16 protein-coding genes and 5 pseudogenes are annotated in these 17290 nt (G+C 63.0%); 7 read left to right on the plus strand and 14 right to left on the minus strand.

Going from position 1 to position 17290, the window contains the following annotated elements:
* Nucleotides 1-547: 547 nt before the first annotated feature.
* The 3 genes from istB to RGU41_RS03205 form a co-directional block, all read right to left on the minus strand.
* A complete protein-coding gene (istB, locus tag RGU41_RS03195; protein ID WP_322135512.1) occupies nucleotides 548-1390 on the minus strand; it encodes an IS21-like element helper ATPase IstB in 843 nt (280 codons plus the stop codon).
* Entirely contained in the window at nucleotides 1387-2712 is a 1326-nt protein-coding gene (locus RGU41_RS03200; RefSeq protein ID WP_322135513.1) for a Mu transposase domain-containing protein, read from the minus strand. Before RGU41_RS03200 ends, istB begins: the two co-directional genes overlap by 4 nt.
* 267 nt (nucleotides 2713-2979) lie before the next feature.
* Nucleotides 2980-4124, minus strand: a protein-coding gene (locus tag RGU41_RS03205) for an IS3 family transposase (RefSeq protein WP_322135514.1) whose coding sequence is annotated in 2 segments (ribosomal slippage) — nucleotides 2980-3845 and nucleotides 3845-4124 — 1146 coding nt in all. Because the reading frame shifts where the segments join, the coding sequence is not laid out codon by codon here.
* 25 nt (nucleotides 4125-4149) lie between these two features.
* On the opposite strand from RGU41_RS03205, the pseudogene RGU41_RS03210 reads away from it, so the two are divergent.
* Nucleotides 4150-4873, plus strand: a pseudogene (locus RGU41_RS03210) (IS256 family transposase); the annotation flags it as partial.
* A 53-nt stretch (nucleotides 4874-4926) separates the two neighbouring features.
* Here RGU41_RS03210 and RGU41_RS03215 read toward each other — a convergent pair.
* Nucleotides 4927-5136 (minus strand): annotated as a pseudogene (locus RGU41_RS03215) (integrase core domain-containing protein); the annotation flags it as partial.
* 97 nt (nucleotides 5137-5233) lie between these two features.
* A complete protein-coding gene (locus RGU41_RS03220) occupies nucleotides 5234-6181 on the minus strand; it encodes a ferritin-like domain-containing protein (RefSeq protein ID WP_322135515.1) in 948 nt (315 codons plus the stop codon).
* Nucleotides 6182-6524: 343 nt separating this feature from the next.
* Here RGU41_RS03220 and tatA point away from each other — a divergent pair, with 343 nt between their 5' ends.
* A complete protein-coding gene (gene tatA / locus RGU41_RS03225; RefSeq protein WP_134558614.1) occupies nucleotides 6525-6764 on the plus strand; it encodes a Sec-independent protein translocase subunit TatA in 240 nt (79 codons plus the stop codon).
* A gap of 47 nt (nucleotides 6765-6811) precedes the next feature.
* Nucleotides 6812-7564, plus strand: a complete 753-nt coding sequence (gene tatC / locus RGU41_RS03230; RefSeq protein ID WP_322135516.1) for a twin-arginine translocase subunit TatC — start codon at nucleotides 6812-6814, stop codon at nucleotides 7562-7564.
* A gap of 15 nt (nucleotides 7565-7579) precedes the next feature.
* Here tatC and RGU41_RS03235 read toward each other — a convergent pair whose 3' ends face one another.
* Entirely contained in the window at nucleotides 7580-7996 is a 417-nt protein-coding gene (locus RGU41_RS03235) for a twin-arginine translocase TatA/TatE family subunit (protein WP_322137289.1), read from the minus strand.
* A gap of 693 nt (nucleotides 7997-8689) precedes the next feature.
* On the opposite strand from RGU41_RS03235, the gene RGU41_RS03240 reads away from it, so the two are divergent.
* The 3 genes and pseudogenes from RGU41_RS03240 to RGU41_RS03250 all read left to right on the plus strand — a co-directional run bounded on the left by RGU41_RS03240 (nucleotide 8690) and on the right by RGU41_RS03250 (nucleotide 11013).
* A complete protein-coding gene (locus RGU41_RS03240; protein ID WP_322135517.1) occupies nucleotides 8690-9295 on the plus strand; it encodes a hypothetical protein in 606 nt (201 codons plus the stop codon).
* Between the two features lie 88 nt (nucleotides 9296-9383).
* Nucleotides 9384-9527, plus strand: a pseudogene (locus RGU41_RS03245) (transposase); the annotation flags it as partial.
* 108 nt (nucleotides 9528-9635) lie between these two features.
* Nucleotides 9636-11013, plus strand: a pseudogene (locus tag RGU41_RS03250) (IS30 family transposase).
* A 259-nt stretch (nucleotides 11014-11272) separates the two neighbouring features.
* Here the strand turns inward: RGU41_RS03250 and RGU41_RS03255 are convergent.
* From RGU41_RS03255 to RGU41_RS03290, 8 genes and pseudogenes are all read right to left on the minus strand, one after another.
* Entirely contained in the window at nucleotides 11273-12247 is a 975-nt protein-coding gene (locus RGU41_RS03255) for an FHA domain-containing protein (RefSeq protein ID WP_322135518.1), read from the minus strand.
* 2 nt (nucleotides 12248-12249) lie between these two features.
* The gene (locus RGU41_RS03260; protein WP_198413482.1) at nucleotides 12250-12513 is read right to left on the minus strand and encodes a hypothetical protein; all 264 of its coding nucleotides are present in this window, start codon (nucleotides 12511-12513) and stop codon (nucleotides 12250-12252) included.
* Nucleotides 12514-12723: 210 nt separating this feature from the next.
* Nucleotides 12724-12915: pseudogene (locus RGU41_RS03265) on the minus strand (IS30 family transposase); the annotation flags it as partial.
* Nucleotides 12916-12944: 29 nt separating this feature from the next.
* Nucleotides 12945-13751: an IS3 family transposase gene (locus RGU41_RS03270; RefSeq protein ID WP_322135519.1), complete on the minus strand. Its 807-nt coding sequence runs from the start codon at nucleotides 13749-13751 to the stop codon at nucleotides 12945-12947.
* 47 nt (nucleotides 13752-13798) lie between these two features.
* Nucleotides 13799-14281: a helix-turn-helix domain-containing protein gene (locus tag RGU41_RS03275; protein ID WP_322135520.1), complete on the minus strand. Its 483-nt coding sequence runs from the start codon at nucleotides 14279-14281 to the stop codon at nucleotides 13799-13801.
* A 25-nt stretch (nucleotides 14282-14306) separates the two neighbouring features.
* On the minus strand, nucleotides 14307-14942 hold the full coding sequence (locus RGU41_RS03280; protein ID WP_322135521.1) for an IS30 family transposase: 636 nt from the start codon (nucleotides 14940-14942) through the stop codon (nucleotides 14307-14309).
* Nucleotides 14887-15351: a helix-turn-helix domain-containing protein gene (locus tag RGU41_RS03285; protein WP_322137290.1), complete on the minus strand. Its 465-nt coding sequence runs from the start codon at nucleotides 15349-15351 to the stop codon at nucleotides 14887-14889. The genes RGU41_RS03280 and RGU41_RS03285 overlap by 56 nt, the downstream gene beginning before the upstream one ends.
* A 116-nt stretch (nucleotides 15352-15467) precedes the next feature.
* Entirely contained in the window at nucleotides 15468-16286 is an 819-nt protein-coding gene (locus tag RGU41_RS03290; protein ID WP_322135522.1) for a hypothetical protein, read from the minus strand.
* Between the two features lie 459 nt (nucleotides 16287-16745).
* On the opposite strand from RGU41_RS03290, the gene RGU41_RS03295 reads away from it, so the two are divergent.
* Nucleotides 16746-17282 (plus strand): LPD29 domain-containing protein, encoded by a 537-nt coding sequence (locus RGU41_RS03295; protein ID WP_322135523.1) that lies wholly within the window; start codon nucleotides 16746-16748, stop codon nucleotides 17280-17282.
* Nucleotides 17283-17290: the final 8 nt, after the last annotated feature.

Below are 17290 nucleotides of genomic sequence, written 5' to 3' on the forward strand. Positions count from 1 at the left end.
AATCCCGAACCGCTAGTTCATCTCACTCGTGTCGCGTCGGGTCGCATGTCTCTCCCAGATTGTGCCTGCTCGGAAATCTCTGCTGGGAAAGCCTCGTCGACGTTGAGCTCGACCGACAAGGGGCCGTGGAGGTGCGCAGGCTGCCTGTATCGCCGGCTCGGACAAGACAGTTCACGGCGTTGGCGGTCGCCGTTTTTCGATTCGTCGACTTGCCCGTGCACTGCGGAGCGGAATGAACGGCTACTCGCGGCGGGGCCAAAGTCTTTCCCGATGTTGGCGCTCGAGATTGCCCCCGGGCGCCCGTTCCCATCTTCTGCAGTAGGGATTCCCCACTGGAAACGTTTCGTTTCCATACTGAATGCCGCGTTTGTGTCCCATCGGGGAGCTGCAATCTGACGACCATGGACGCCATTTGTGAACTCCCGTGTTGAACACGCCATCAAACAACGCTGATTCTGATCCGGCGACACTCGTCATTCCCCGTTGACGGCGCTCAGCGAATTTCCCCAGTCTTGCTCATCGGAGCTCCCCAGGTCGCGGGGTTAGGTTAGTGGAAGTTCGTGCCCGTTGTCACGCGGCGGAGCTCGTTGGATTGGGCGGCGTGGTTGCGGAGTCGGTAGGAGCCGCCGTCGAGGGTGACGACGACGGATCGGTGTAGGAGCCGGTCGAGCATCGCGGCGGCGACGGTGGTGTCGCCGAGGATCTCGCCCCAGGCGCCGACGGGGCGGTTCGTGGTGATCACGATCGATGTTTTCAGGTAGCGCTGGTTGATGACTTGGAACAGTGCTGACGCGGCCTCGGCGGGCAGCGGAAGGTAGCCGAGTTCGTCGATTATGAGCAGGGTGGGGCCTGCGAAGAACCGCATCATCGTGCCCCACTTGCCCTCGATCGCGGCGCGGTGGCAGCGGGCCGCGAGGTCAGCGGCAGAGGTGAAGTAGGTGCGGTAGCCGGCCTGGACTGCGGCGTGGCCGAGGCCGGTCGCGATGTGGGTTTTCCCGACTCCGGGCGGTCCGATCAGGAGCACGTTGGTCGCGGTCTCGAGGTAGCGGCAGGTGCCGAGCTCGGCGAGGAGGTTGCGGTCGATACCGGAGGCGGCGTCGAGGTCGAAGTCGTCCAGGGTGGCGCCGGTGGGGAGGTTCGCGAAGCGGAACCGGCCCGAGAGACGTCGGGCGTCGGTCGCGGTGACCTCGATGGCGAGCAGGCGCTCGAGGGCGTGGGTGAGGCTCCAACCCTCGGCTTGGGCCTGGTCCAGGACGCGGGGCAGAGCGTCGGCGGCGTCGGCGAGTTTGAGCTCGGTGAGGTGGCCGCGCAACTGCTGATAGACGCTCGCCGCCGTCGCCGTCGAGACAGGCGCAGCGGTCGTTTCGGTGGTGGTCAGGGGTGTGTTCATCGGAGGGTGTTCCTGTTCTTCGCGGCCGTCTCGTAAGCGGCCAGGCTGATCACGGTGGTGGGTTCGGCGGTGCCGGTCAGCGCCAGGGCGGCGCGGCGGGCCGCGATGCCGGGCGGGATGCGTTCCTTCTTCCGGTGCGGCCGGCCGGGAGGCGCTGAGGCCATCGCGATGGTCTCCAGGGCGGTGACGTGTCCGCTGTCGCGGATCGTGACTCCGAGGCCAGCCTCCGCGAGCGTGTGTCGGGCAAGGACGACGCCCGAGATCGTGGCGATGTCGATGGTTGCCGCGCCGAGGCGTTGGTGGACGACGACGCGGGCCGCGGCCAGCTCTGGCGGCACCGAGTACCGGTTCCCGCGCCAATCGATCAGGGCCTGCCGTGTCGCGGTGCGTTCCTCGGTCACCACGACCGGGAACACGGTCGGCGGCAACGGTTGGAGGCGCTCTGCGGCGAACATGACCGCGGCCGTCGTCGACCCGTCGCGGCCCTCGCGCCGCCGGCCGTCTTGCCCGGTCGCGAATGCGGTGAGGCGTTGCTGTGCTTGCTCGAGGGTGACGTCGTCGGGGAGGTTGCGCCACCAGCGCTGCGCGGCGGTGTGGTTGTTCTTCTCGACCACGCCCTTGCGGTTGCCCGACCGGGGCCGGCACGCGACGACGCTGACGGCGTGGTGCTTGGAGAACGCGGCGAACATCGGCGTCAGATCACTCGTCCCGGCCTTCAGCACGGTGCTCATCCGGTCGAACCGCCACGTTTTCGTCACCCCGCCCAGCAGCCCCAGCAGCACCGTCATTGCCGCGAGCAGGTGGGGCAGGTCCATCGATGGGGAGATCACCGCCCGCCAAACCCCGGAGTGCGCGAGGGACCCGACGAGGACGTAGGCGCGTTTGGTCGGGAACGCCCAGGCGGCTGGGGCGTCGGGCAGCTCGACCCAGTCGAACTGGGTCTCCTCGCCCGGCGGGTGCTCAATGATCGCGTTGGGCCGCTTCGTCACGTGCGCGCAGGCCGTGCAGGCGGGCCGGAGGTTCCGGTCCCGGATCTGGCGAGTCAGGGTTTGATACGACCCCGAGAAGCCCAGCGGGACGAGCTCGTCCCGCAGCGTCGCCGCCCACAAATGCGGGTCCTCGCCCAGGCGGGCGGTGACGTAGTCGATGAACGCGTCGAACGGGTCCGGGGCGGCGCGTTGACGCACTCCCGGGGTGCGTTGGCCGGCCAGGTAGGCGCGGATTGTCTTACGGTCGTGGTCGGTGCGGCGGGCGATCTCACTGATCGTCATCCCTTGCCGTTTGAGCGCGTGGATGTCCACGTCGTCCTCCTCTGAAAGCATAGGAGTAGGGCCTTCCTCGTACTGGTGTGTGGTCGAAGACCACCAGCATCGAGGAAGGCCCGCTTCTATGAGCGGAAGCGACCCGGAGTGGGGAATTTCAGTGAGCAGAACTGGGGAATTTCAGTGAGCGCCGTCACCGTTTGGTGGGTTTGGCGGGCTTCCTGTGAGATTGCGCTGGTCGAGGAGCACTTTCACAGGAATCTCCGGTCACTGCTGGCATATAGTTGGGACTGCCCCGAGTTCAGTTGACTCGTTGGGTTAGTGGTTTCAGGCGGCGTTGAGGGCCATGTTTATTGTCTCAAACTCGATCGGGGTGAGTTTGCCGAGGCGACGTTGCCGACGCTTCCGGTGGTAGGTTCGCTCGATCCAGACGACGATTGCCAGGCGTAGTTCCTCCCGGGTGGCCCATCGTTGCCGGTCGAGGACGTTTGTCTGCAGCAGGGCGAAGAACGACTCCATCGCGGCGTTATCGCCGCACGCGCCGACGCGGCCTATCGACCCGGTGATGGCGTTGTTCTTCAGGACCCGGACGAAGGCGTTGGAGCGGAATTGAGAGCCGCGGTCGGAGTGCAGAATCGTGCCGTCGATGTCACGTTGCCCGATCGCGTTGCGGGCCGCTGCGACGGCCAGGGATGCTTTCATTCGGGAGTCGATCGAGTAGCCGACGATCTTGTTCGACCACACGTCCTTGATCGCGCAGAGGTAGATTTTGCCCTCATCGGTGCGATGCTCGGTGATGTCGGTCAACCACAGCTGGTTCGGCCGGGTCGCGGTGAAGTTCCGCTGAACGTGGTCGTCGTGGACGGGCGGGCCGGCCTTGCCCCTCAGGCCGCGTTTCTTCGCGAACACGGACCAGAGCCGCTGCTGAGAGCACAACCGCCAGACCCGGTTCTCACCAGCCTTCAGGCCCGCATGGTTGAGCTCGTCGGAGATGAACCGGTAGCCGAACGCGGGGTCGTCCTGGTGGGCGTCCCACGCCGCATTGGTCAGGTGCGCATCATCCCAATCACGTTGGGAGACCGGGTTTCGGAGCCACTGATAGAAGGCTTGTTTGGAGAAGTGCAATACCCGGCAGGTCACCGTGACGGGGACTCCGTCGACGGCCAGTTCGCGGACCAGCGGGTACATCATTTTGGGTTGACGTCCCGGGAGAGGTAGGCGACCGCGCGGCGCATTACTTCGGCTTCCTGCTCCAGCAGCCGGATCCGTTTCCTCGCCTCCCGCAGCTCAACCGACTCCTTCTCCGTCACGCCGGGCTTCACCCCCTCTTCGACGTCGGCTTTCTTCAGCCAGTTCGCCAGGCACGACTCGGAGATGCCGAAGTCCTTCGCTATCTGGTTCAGCGGGGCTTCGTGCTTGCGAGCGACCGCGACGACATCGCGACGGAACTCGGGTGGGTAGGGCTTGGGCATGGTGACATCTTTCCAGCGAAGACGAATCTCCACAGGTCAGGAGTCAACCAAACCGGGGGCAGTCCCGTCTGCCCTGCTTGACCTCCTCGCGGAACTCAACCTCACCCATGTCCCCGACCGCATCCGCGTCGCGACCAAAACCCTCTGCCAAGAACTCATCGATGAGGAGGCCACCGCCCTCATCGGTGTCGGCCGTTTCGAGCGTTCCGAAGACCGCACCACCCAGCGGAACGGCTCCCGCCCGCGCGTGCTGTCGACGGCGGTCGGGGACCTGCACCTGAAGATCCCCAAGCGGCGCCAGGGTTCATTCTTCCCCGCGCTCCTCGAGCGCCGCCGCCAGGTGGACCAGGTCCTGTTCGTCGTCGTCATGGAGGCTTACCTCCACGGCGTTTCGACCAGGAAGGTCGACGACCTGGTCAAGGCCCTCGGCGCGGACACCGGGATCTCCAAGTCAGAAGTGTCACGGATTTGCGCGTCTGGACCGGGAAGTCGCCGCGTTCCGCGACCGGGACCTCGGCGAGACCGGGTACCCCTACGTGTTCCTCGATGCCACGTATTGCAAGGCTCGCGTCAACCACCGCGTGATCTCCCAAGCCATGGTCGTCGCGATCTGGGTTGCCGCCGACGGGCGCCGTGAGGTCCTCGGCTTCGACGTCGGTTACAGCGAGACGGAGGCGTTCTGGACGAGCTTCCTCCGCTCGCTGAAGACCCGCTTTCTCGACGGCGTCGAGCTCGTGATCTCCGACGCACTGAGCTGCTGCGGAGATTTCGGACAGCGGACCTGGTGGTTTCTTCTACGCTGCTAGGGCTGTTGATAACCATGGTGGACTTCGTTGGGTATACGGTAACCGAGCGCTGAGTGCCGGCGTCGGCTGTTGTAGAAGCCTTCGATGTAGCGGATGACGTCGTTGCGAGCTTGGCTTTTTCTCGCGTACACGGTCCGGTAAATGCGTTCGTTCTTCAGTATTGAGAAGAACGATTCCGCAATGTTGTTGTCGCAGCATACGTCCGTATGGTGCCAACATTGTGAGTCATCCCGGCATGGGAGATCGTTTTGCGGGCTGGTGGGGTGCCCTCTGCCCGCTGTGGATCGGGCAGAGGGCCGTTGTTTAGTGTCCGCTGGTGTTGATTTTACCGTTGACGCCGTCGGGGAAGAATCCGCCGGAGGTGGCCTTGTTGGGGGTGAGGTAGGCGATGTTGAGGACTTGGCCGGGGGTGCGGCTGAAGGCGAGCGCGTTCGCGTCCGTGGGGACCAGGTTGGACTTGTCGGCTGTGCCGATGCCTTGGTCAAGGTCCGTGGGCCCGTCGAGGCTGTCTCGGGCGTCGGAGATTTTCTGGACGGTCGGGTAGATCGATGGGGTCTCCACGCCGAGGGAGTAGAGGGTGGTTCGGATGATGCCTGCGTGGTAGGCCTCAACGGCGAGGAGGCCGGCCGCGGCTTCCAGGTAGGTTCTGTTACTGATGAGGGGTGCGGCGCCTTTGTATGCGGTCACGCCGACGTCTTCGAAGATGAAGGCGCCGAAGAGGAAGTTGACTTCGTTCTCGAACACGTCGAAGGTTTCGCCGGGGCCGATCAGTCCGGCGGCGAGGGCTGCGGCGGTGAAGCTGTCATCGAGGTTGAGCGTGGGCCGGGACACTGCGGCGCCACCGAGGGCGCTCCGGAGGAAGGCGACGTGGGATTTCTCGTCCGCCGCGATTTCTTGCGCGTACTTACGGATCGCGGGGGTGTCGAAGGGCACGGCGTAGCCGCCGCTAACGTCTCCTTGCTGTCCGCGCCCGGTGATCATGTCATCGGGCAGTCCGTTTCCTGTGACGGCTTGGAGGTAGAACTCGGCCTCGAGGTATTCCAGGTTCAGGGCGAAGTTCAAAATTGCGGAATCGCTGGGCGCACCACCGTCATCTTTTCGTTCGGTGGCCAGGGCGGGTTGACCGGCGAGGAGCACCGCTGATCCGACACCGAATCCGGCGACGCCCGCTGCCTGGAAAAAACGGCGCCGGTCCAAGGCGTTTTCCGCGCTCCTGCTGATCGCGTTAGTAATGAATTTGTGCTCAAACATGAACGCTTCTCCAACCATCTCGTGTGCTCATGGCGGGCCGGGACCCCTGTCCGCACCCGAAACAGCATGGTGCGTCCAACCTCGCATCACAGCCTGAATGACTCCGACCCAGCGAACGTTACGCTCCGCCAGCGCGGCTTAGGGGCTCGCACAGGAATTAGTTTCAGGATACTGAAAACATCAAATAGGCGGCCCTCTCGGCCGGTCGGCCTAGCACCGGCTGCAACCCACCATGGTCCCGGCCTGACGTTCGCGGGAGTATTTATTCGGTTGCCCGGGGCCGGTCGATGTCGGGGTATACGATGCGTTCACTCATTTTTTGTCACAGGGAGGACACCACATAATGCTGGGCAATTTGACTGGATGGCATTTCCTGATCATTCTGGTGATCATTTTGCTGCTCTTTGGCGCACCCAAACTTCCCGGGCTTGCCCGGAGCTTGGGTCAGTCGATGAAGATTCTCAAAAGCGAAATCAGAACGGAACCAGAAGACGACAAACCCGTTTCGTCAGCTGTCACCCCTGAGCCGCGCATTGAGCCCGCCAAGCAGACGGGCGCCACTGGGCCGTCTTCGATGCCGTAACCGTCGTGGTCCTGGGCGCCCGGTCTCGGCCCGCCCCCGCGGGGCGGATGACTTTGGGCCAGCATCTTCTGGAACTACGTAAACGCCTGTTCCTCGCAGCGGCCGGGATTCTGCTCGGCGCCATCGTGGGCTGGTTACTCTCCGGCTTCGTCTGGGACGCGCTCCGGGAACCGATCTATGCCATCGTGCACGCCCAACACCGAAACGCTCAAATCAACTACCCCGACATCACCTCCGCTTTCGACCTGAAGCTGAAAATATCGCTCTACGTGGGCCTGATCGTGTCCAGCCCAGTCTGGCTCTACCAAACCTTCGCGTTCCTGATGCCCGGCCTCACTCGCACAGAAAAGCGGTACACGTTCGCCTTCTTCTTCACCGCCATTCCCCTGTTTCTGGCGGGCTGCGCGGCGGGATGGTATGTCCTTCCCCACGTCGTGGAACTCATGACCGGATTCGCACCCACCCAAGACGCGGCCTTCATCAACGCCCAAAACTACTTCGACTTCGTCCTCAAACTCGTCGTCGCTATCGGGATCGCTTTCGTGCTCCCAGTGTTCCTGGTACTGCTCAACTTCGCGGGCGTGATCAGCGCCCACTCCATCATCAAGTCCTGGCGAATCGCAACGCTCATCATCATCTTGTTCACTGCCATTGCGACCCCGGCCGCCGATGTCATCTCCATGTTCCTGCTCGCCATCCCCATGGTCCTGCTCTACTTCACCGCGTACGGCATCGCCGCCCTTCACGACCGTCGCACCGCCAAACGTGCCCAAAACCTCGAGGAAGGGCTCACCGCCTGACGCGGCGGCCTGCGCTCAACGAGCGTCGCTTGTCCCGGAAATGTCGAGTCCTGAGGGTTCGGTCGCTGGCGGTGTGATCACGGGTTCCTGCTGGACGACATCTTCCGCTCCCTTTGGCGAAGCGAGCGGATCGTCGGTGCGGGGCTGCACCTGGCTGGGGCTGTGTGGCGGCGCATCGTCACTGTCCAGGAGTGCCTCCCGGATGATCCGGCGGGGGTCATACTTGCGGGGATCGTACTTCTTCCAGTCGACGTCATCGAAGTCAGGGCCCATCTCATCCCGTAGCCGATCCGATGCCCCGGACGCTAACACCCGCAGCTGCCGCACTACACGGCCCAACATGGCCGCGTAATGCGGAAGCTTTTCCGGGCCCACCAAAAAAACTGCCACCACCCCAACCAGCAACAACTTCTCCAACGTCAAACCAAACATGCGCACACAATAGCCCGACCAGCCATGCCAAGGGGCCGGCAGCGATTCGTTCCACATTTCTCTTTAAAATGAGCTGCTGCGCGTTGACTGCTCTGCAGCAGCGCAGTTCTCGATTCCGGGAAGCGCAAAGAAAACATCCATTCCGTTGTCGGATCTTTCGGAAGTTCTACTGCCACCGGATTGCCTTTGCCCTCGCCCTCCGCTTCCACGTGCATTCAACCGATTTCTTTACGCCATTAATCCCGCACGAGCGTCGCCCGCTCACCGAGGTCTACGAAGGAGGGCGGCCGGTGCTGCCTCCTGCGGTTAAAAGCAGTTGTTGCCTCACGACGGCTGAAAACCCACACGCCACGACATCCGGCCTAGGCTCAGCGCCCTTTCACGGGGAGGCTGGGACATCATCGCCGGCCGAGAACATGATCCATTTCGCTCAGGAGCTCCGTGTCTAGAAACCAAGACGGGTCGAGGACCGAGGGCTCAACGAGCGTGCCGCCCAGTGACCAAGAACCCACAGGCACCAACAGCAGAGTGCCCAGTCATCGTTCTCGGCGTGGCTGGACGCGCACGCGAATTGTCCAGCTTGCCGCCGTCGCGGCCGCGACAGGGGTCGTCGCCGCGATCGTCGTACTCTTTGTCCGGCCGGCGGGGACCCAGTTCCCGTGGCATACGCACATTATCTCGACCACGTTTTGGGTGGGCGAAGTCTTCGACCCGACGGCCGCAGGTGGCAGCCAGGTTCTCTCCACTTATGACTCGCTCTGGATCCAGAGCTTTGGAGGGTGTGACGGGGTTCTCGGTGATGGGTCCTGTCAGACCGAGCAGCGCAGGAGCGCCAATGGGTTTCTTCCCAGCCAGATGGCTCCGAAGGAGAACCCGTTCTACCTGGATCTTCCCTTCGATGACGTCCACGATCAGACTGCCCTCTCCATGCGCCAGAAGGTGATTCCGTGGGCAGGGGAGCCGGCCTACGCAACGCCCGCGGGAGACCCTACGGCGAGTCTGATGAAGAACAGGTGGGTCAGGATTCGGGCGAACGGGCAGACTTGCTACGGCCAGATAGAAGACGCCGGCCCCGGCAGCTATCACGACGCCAGCTACGTTTTCGGCTCCAACGATCAACGACCCGAAAATCGCAAGTTCAACGGTGCAGGCATGGACGTGTCCCCAGCGCTGAACGGGTGCCTACACTTCACCGACGTCAACGGGGAAACCGACACTGTCGACTGGCAGTTCCTCGCAGCAAGTGACGTCCCGGCCGGCCCGTGGACCGCGATCGTCACGACCAGCGGAACACGCTAACACCACACAACACACCTGGCGCCTGGTGCAGTTCCCCGAGGTGGCCCTGACCCTGGGGGTGGACACCTCACAAGAGAGAATGTTCACTATGGCAAGATCACGGCGGGAGTTCACTCCTGAGTACAAAGACGAGGCCGTGAAGCTGGTTTTGACTACCGGCAGAGCGGTCGCGACCGTCGCTCGAGAGCTCGGGATCAACGAGGCCACGCTGGGCCGCTGGGTGAGCGCGTTCAAGGCCCGCAACGAGACCGGTTGCGCTATCGCGGACCACATGCGCACCGACCTCATCCAGGACGCCCTCACGATGGCCATGGTGCTGCGCGGAGACCGCCCGGCGACGGTGATCTTCCACAGTGACCGTGGCACCCAATACGCGTCGGAACACCTCGATTATGGAGGTGGTTTATGGGACGTCCGAAGGAATGGATGGCCACGCAACTCGGGCGGGAGCCGATGCGGTCGCCGGGCCGGCCGCCGGGGTGGCGCCGGTCGGGACACGTTTCTTTCGTCACGCTGGTGGGATGCGAGACCTCAGCAAGGCACCGCTGTCAGGAAGGTTCTTGACCTTCGTCGAGCGTGAGGAGATCGCGATCCTGCGAGCACAGAATCTTGGTGTTCGACAGATCGCACAGGCGTTGAGTCGGTCCTCGTCGACGATCTCCCGCGAGCTACGACGCAACGCGGCCTCGCGCGGCGGCAAGGCTGAATACCGTGCCACGAGCGCCCAGTGGCACTCCGACCGGCGTGCCCGCTGGCCCAAGATGGCCAAGCTCGCGGGTAGCCCGCTGTTGCGCGAGTACGTTCAGTCCCGGTTGGATGGAACAGTGAAGCGCGCTGATGGCACGCCCGCGGCAGCTCCCGGGATCGGGGCGTGGAACGGGCGTCGACATGGGCCCCGACAGGATCGCCACTGGTCCACAGCGTGGAGCCCGGAGCAGATCGCAGGTCGGCTTAAGGTCGATTTCCCCGACGATAGGAGCATGAGAATCTCCCATGAGGCGATCTACCAGGCCCTCTACATCGAGAGTCGTGGCGCGCTGCGCCGCGAGCTGACCACGGCCTTACGCACTGGTCGGGCGTTGCGAGTGCCGCGGGCCCGCGCAAAACGCGGCAAGAGCTTCCTGTCAAAGGAAGTCATTATCGCCGCCCGGCCCGCAGAAGCCAACGACAGGGCCGTTCCCGGACACTGGGAAGGGGACCTGATCCTCGGACTAGGCGGGGTCGCGATCGGGACCCTCGTCGAACGCACCACGAGGTTCACGATGCTGTTGCACCTGCCCCCGATGGACGAGCACAAGATGATCGGCGCACAGGTCAAGAACGGGCCCGCGACAGCCGGACACGGCGCCGACGCCGTCTGTGATGCGATCGCCCGAACCATCACCGGCCTGCCCGAGACCCTGCGCAAGTCATTGACCTGGGACCAGGGCGCCGAGATGGCCCAACACGCCAGACTCCGCATCCAGGCCGGGCTGCCGATCTACTTCGCCGATCCCCACTCGCCGTGGCAGCGACCCAGTAACGATAACACCAACGGGCTGCTGCGCCAGTACTTCCCCAAAGGCACCGACTTCACCCGCTACGCCCTGGACGATCTCGACGGCGTCGCCAAGACCCTGAACGAACGCCCCCGCAAGGCACTCGGATTCAAAACGCCAGCCGAAGCGATGGACGAGCTACTGTTGTCCGCAAGCACCAGTGTTGCGACGACCGGTTGAATCTGCCCACGCTGCCGCGGTCGGAGTGTCAGATCGCGTCCTGCTCGATCCGGGGCGTCACGGCCGCGTTTGTGAGGGCGTCGGCGACGAGTTCGGTGCGCATGTGATCGGCGATGGACCAGCCGACGACTTCCGCAGCATCTCCGTGGATTCAGGGTCGGCGTTCGTCCAGAAGGCGTTGAGTACGAAGGGGGCGTACGTTCTGCGGTGCGCTCGCTTCCATTGGTGCACTGTGCGCGGCGCGACGGCAGCCTATCGATCAGATTTCGGAATCGTCGTCTAGCCCGGTGACGACGGGGAGCGTCTTCTCAGCGCTACCCGCGGAATGTGAGTGCTCTGGCTGCCGGCTACGGGTTGGCTGCGGCTTCTGGAACGACAGCTCCCCACCCACGCGCCCGCCATGTGGTCGGCCGTGGTCGGCGTACTCTTCACGAAAGAAAGCCATCCGCCAAGGCCCCATTTCCATCCGGGCGCCTGTGCGCAGGACCTGTGCACCCTCCTGCCCGCGCTCCTTCTTTGCGCCGCCGGAAACCGCCCCAAGCGGATACAGAACGTACTCATCGTTCTCGTCGTGGCGGATTTCAGCATGGAAAGACTGGAGACCCTTTAAACACAAATTCGCCTCCGGGGCCGAGCCAATGGTGGTGATGGTCGGTAGCAGGTCGAACTCAGCCGGCATCTGGCCGTTCCAGTTCTCCGAACCGACCACAAAAATCAGCCGGGGCCGTCCGGATCCCGGCGTGTAGTGCGTCGTGGTGATTTGGCGCCGGATTCTCCGATTGAAGGTCGGCACGAGTGGATACACAGTCGGCGGCGGCAACGGCACGGAAGGTACCTGCGTGGCTCCGGCACTCCGACGCCGCAAAAGGGGTGCCAGCGCAGCCCAGCTGCCGAGCGCGATGTTTGGGGAACCTGTCAGCAGGCGCTGGATGATCGGCACGCGCACAGCGCCAATACGGATGACCAGTCCGGCGGGTCCTGACAGGGAGACGCTCAGTCCTCGCACGGCCAGGTTCGAAGCTAGGGCACGGATGTTCTTCAGCGTCGCCGTTCGGGAACGCACGAACATTTCCGGGTGATCTGAGAAGACCTCGACATCAAGTCCCTTAGCCTTGATGGTGCCGTTCATTTGCCCCGCCGGCGTCTCGGTGGCGACGTCCGTATCGGCGCCCTTCTCTCCTGGCCCCGCTAGGGAAAACGTCAGATCGATGTCCAACCGGGTTGAAATACTCATGGCTACTTGATGATCGGATCGATACCGGAACTCTCGCTCGTGGTGACCCTGAGGGTGCCGTTCAGTTTCCAGGTGGCGCGCGGGGATTCCGGCCCTATGTCACGCGGCACTTCAACCGTCATGTCGACGAAGCTGTAGTTGATCGCGGCATTCTTGCCGGTCAGGTAGGACCACATCTCCCTACCAAGATCTGTCCAGTCCTTGATATTGTGCACATCGTGGCCGACAACGGTTGCGGGATCTGCGGGGGTTTGGCTGTCAGTCACGGTATGTTCCTTCTCGCTTGTCGGCTGGAAATGGTCACTCAGTCATCAGAGATCCGACCAGACGATTAGCTCTGAATCGGAGCAAACTCGTGCACAGGGCGCGCAGCCGCCAATTGCTTCATCGGCTGCGTGCACTCAATCGTAGTGGAGGGCGCCGTCTGGGGGAAGGGCGATGAATGTCTCCGTTAGGGTCAATACCGTTTGTCGATTTCAAACGGTGGAAGCAACAGGGGCTATTTCCTTCCTTGAGACTAGCTCGCTGAGCAGGTCAGCTGGGGTGCTGCGTTTGAGGGTTTTGCGGGGCCGCTCGTTGAGTTCAGTGGCGACTTCGAGGAGGCGTTGAGCGCTGTGGGCGTTCAGGTCGGTTCCTTTGGGGAAGTACTGACGCAGTAGTGGAGTGGTCCCCGAAAGTTGGACTAGGTAATGGAACTCTATGTGGTGGCGGTTGTTTGGGCGCGGTATTCGTCGGGGCTGAGGTAGCCGAGCCGCTTTTGGATTCGGGTGGTGTTCCACCATCGCAGGTAGTCGTTCAGCCCCGTGTGGAACTCGTCGACGGTTCCCGGTTTCTGGATGCGGAACCATTCCTCCTTGAGGTGGCTGAAGAACCCCTCCATGACGGCGTTGTCCAGACACGTGCCCTTGCGAGACATCGACTGAGTGAGCCCGGCGCCCCGCAACGTGTCCCGCCAGAGGGTGTGGCGGTACTGGAATCCCTGGTCGGAGTGGACGAGAGGCTTCTCGGCGGGGGTGAGTGTGTCGATTGCCATGCGGAGACTGTCGGTGACCATTTTCACGCTCGGAGAGGGCCCTGCCGTTGCAGAGATAACCCGGTTGTCATAGAGATCCAGGACGGGTGAGAGGTAGACCTTCGAGGCGCCGATGTTGAACTCGGTCACGTCCGTGACCCACTTCGTGTGCCTAGACTCTGTGGCGAACTGCCGGTTCAATACGTTGTCGGCCGCCGCCCCGACTTCTCCTCGGAATGAGTTGTACCGTTTGCGTCTGCGCACTGGGCATTCCAGCCCGAGCTCGCGCATCAGTTTGAGCACCGTCTTTTTAGACACCGTCCACCCCTGTCGGAGCAGAACGGCAAGGATGCGCCGGTGCCCGTAGGCACTCTTCGCCGCCTCGAATGCGCCACGGATAGCTTCCTTGATGCCGGCCCGGGTGTCGCTGCGGCTGAGCCGGTGCCGGTGGTCGTAGAACGTTGACCTGGGAAGGTCCGCGAGCTGCAGCAAAAGAGGTAACGGGTAGTGCGCCTTGAGGTCATCGACAGCTCGAACTTTCAGCGTCGTTCCGGTGACCTCAAGGCCCGCAATTTTCCCAAATAGGCGACCTCAGCGCTCAACCGTTCGTTCTCCGAGCGCAGCGTCTCGATCTCGGACTTCGGAGGGGAATCCTTTTGATCCGTTGGCGGTCTGCCTCGCCGCTTCGGGAGTAGCCCATCTTCCCCGTCACGCCGATAAATGCCCGTCCAGGTCGCCACGGTACTGGGCGACGGAAGGCCATACTCCTCGGAAAGAGCCCTCCCGGACTCACCCCTGACATGGCGGCGCACGATTTCAAGCTTGATCTCGAAATCGTACTGTTTGCGGTCTCTCGTCACCAGCGCCCCCGAACCTCGTATCTGCCATCGCTGATACAACATTTGGACCGGAGACCCGGCAAGGTCAAGAGACAAGGCCACCGACTTGGCGGTAAAACCCTGCTCGAACAACTCGACAGCCGAAACGGCCTCGGAGTGACTCAACGTGCTTTTCGAGTACATCTGACTACTCCCTGAAGATGGAACCCTAAATTCGGTGTCCAACTTTCGGGGACCACTCCAGTAGGCCGTTGGTGTTCTCGTTCGAGCCGCGTTGCCAGGGCGAGGCGGGGTCGCAGAAGTAGATCGGAACGCCGGTGGCTTTGGTGATGTCCACGTGCCGGGCCAGCTCGGTTCCCTGATCCCACGTCAACGAGCGCGGCAACAGCACGGGCAGGGCGTCCAGGGCGTCGATGAGGCCGTCGTGGACTGCAGCGGAGCTGTGGCCGTTGGGCAGGTGCACCAAGACGACAAACCGGGTCGTGCGTTCAACGAGAGTCGCGATCGCCGATCCTGACGCGGATCCGACGATCAGGTCGCCCTCCCAATGGCCGGCGACCTTCCGGTCGTTGGCCTCTTTGGGGCGTTCGCTCAGCATCACCTTGTCGCGAATCTTGCCCGGCGCGTTCAGATGTTTTCCCCGTGGTTTCCTGGCTGATCGGCCCCGTCGCAGGTGCCGGTGCAGTCGCACTCCGACGTAACCGCGGCTCTGGACATAGAGGCTTTGATAGATCGACTCGTGCGAGACCTGCAGCTCGGCCTGGCCGGCGAATACGACCGCGAGGTCGTCACTGCTGCTGCGGGCTCCAGTTCTTCCGCAACCGCTCCTCGACGGCGGCGGCAAGCAGCCGGTCGTCGAGCTTGCTCGGCTTGGGCCGGGCCACTCTGATCACGCACCGTTTCTGAGCGGCATAGGGCCGGTAGCTGCGCGTAATCGGGTGGGCATTACGACGCAGCTCCCGGCTGATCGTCGACGCGGAGCGCCCCAAATCCCGGGCAATCGCGCGAACACCGGCCCCGCCCAGCCGCAGATCCGCGATGCGTAGACGCTCCTCTTGACCCATATAGCGCCCCGAAGAGGCCACGGCTGGAACGGGAATTCGCCCGCCAGCGGCCTTGATCCACCGATATCCCTGTCTGCGATTCACTCCCACAGACTCACACGCGGCCGCCGCCGACATCCCCTCGCGAACCCGAACCCAGAACAAGTTCTCGCGCTCCTTCAACACAACTCTCGACGCCATCAACAACACCTCACTCAAACGGTGTTGCTACGACCCCTTGAAGCCGCCCATGGGATACAAGACGTAGGAGATCATCTGTTCCCGGGCGGGGGGCAGGTGCTTACGAGATGAGGGCACGGGTTTTGTTACCTGCCGCTCGTCGAGACTTCCGTTACGTCGTTGCAGGAGCTGCCCATGGCCTGCTTTACCAGGGGATCCGATTCGGCAACGCCTGCGTACCGGGTCTCAGTGGTCCCGTTGGTGGCTGTCGTGCCGTCCGCAGACATATTGATGTGGGTCCACTGGATGTCGTAGAGCCCGTCACCGCGCTTCTGGGCGAGGGCACCCTCGATGAGGGTTCCGCCATTTCGGTTGTTGCACGCAACACCCGTTCCGTGCTCTCCGAAGCCGTTGAGTAAAAAGCGGTATGGCTGTCCGTCTGTGCCCATCGTTGTGACGAAGCTGCAGTTAATGAACGCGTGTAGCGACGCCGAGCGCCCGTCATCCAGTACCGTCGCGACGATGGCGGGGCCATCCAGCGGGGCGCTCCATCCGCTGTGCGCGCCGGGGCCAGCGAGATCATCGGGCAGGAGCACCGTGGCCCCGGATGCGGTATGGATGCCGTAGCTGAACGCACCGACCTCGGTGTAGAACTCGGTGTCCGGCTGTTGGTCGCCGTCGACGTCCCCGATGATCGCCGTCGTCGCGCCCGCGGGGATCGCGATGCCGTTCGGGATGCATCCCGTAGCGCCAGTAGCGCTGTTTCCGGGTGTCGACGGTGACGGCAGCGGCGACGGCGGGGAGGTCGACGAGACTGCTGACGGTGTCGCGGAGGTCGTTGGAGACGCTCCGGTCGTGGCGGGGGTGGTCGGGGCTTGAGTTGACAGCCCCGAGCCGGTGGGCGCGCAGCCCGCCAGGGCCATGCCGACGACGACCGTGAGTAGAAGAAATGTTGACTTTGACATGTAGGGAACACCGAATCTATTGAGCAACGTGCACGGGCTACACGCTGACCGTATGGGATGAAGTCGTCCCCTGGTGCACTCGTGCTGAAATGTCTCGCCGAGATATCCGGCAACCTATCCCCTAACGGACACGAAAGTGAAATGAGCCGGGCACCGGGTCCATGCCGGGACCATGACCGACCCGGCCGAGACCCGTACTCGAGACGGGGAAATAGGGCAGTCCTGGTACCCCAGTGTGCAGGCCGGTGGGCGTTGCCTTTTTTGCTTTTTCGTCTGGGGGAGTGTTCACTCCGTGCCGCCGGCGTCAAGCCGTCGTCGCAGTTTCGGCAAAACTTTCTCCTCCGCTGCGCTCCTCCAAAACTTTGGCCTGCAACCGCTCCTTGGGGCTTGACCCCGACAGCACTCCATGAGGGCGGAAAACCGCCGAAAAGGCAAAAAACGTTGAGTGAGATAGAGAACATGACCGAATACATCAGCACCAAGGACACCGCCAAGTTGGTTCGTGCCGCATTGAAGAACGCGTTTCCCGGAGTGAAGTTCAGTGTTCGCATGAGCACCGGCACCGCGGTCGCGTGGATGAACGTGAGCTACAGCGACGGACCCACAGAACTCGAAGTGCGCGCGATCACCGGCCACTACGAGGGCCGCCATTTCAACGGTATGACGGACGGCTACGACGACGCCGGAACAGTCCTAGTCGCGGGAGACGGCGAAGAGATGCCCCGTGAGGTGCGTTATTGCTGCGACGGAATCAACAGCCACCGCAACTACACCGCCGCCGGATACCGCGCAGCGCAAAACCTCATCAGCACCGACAGCGACCGAAAAGACCTAGTTCTATTCACTCCCGAGGGCAACCCCATCGACAATGCGACTTTGCCCGACGGGCTTTACGTCGCGGGTCACTACATCGAATACGTCTACAGCCCCACGCAGGTTGCCCAAGAGATCCTCCACCGCGTGAACCTCTGCACCGTCACCACACCCGCCCGATAGAGAAGGAG

Source organism: Cryobacterium sp. 10C3, from assembly GCF_034314285.1.
Taxonomy (GTDB): domain Bacteria; phylum Actinomycetota; class Actinomycetes; order Actinomycetales; family Microbacteriaceae; genus Cryobacterium; species Cryobacterium glucosi.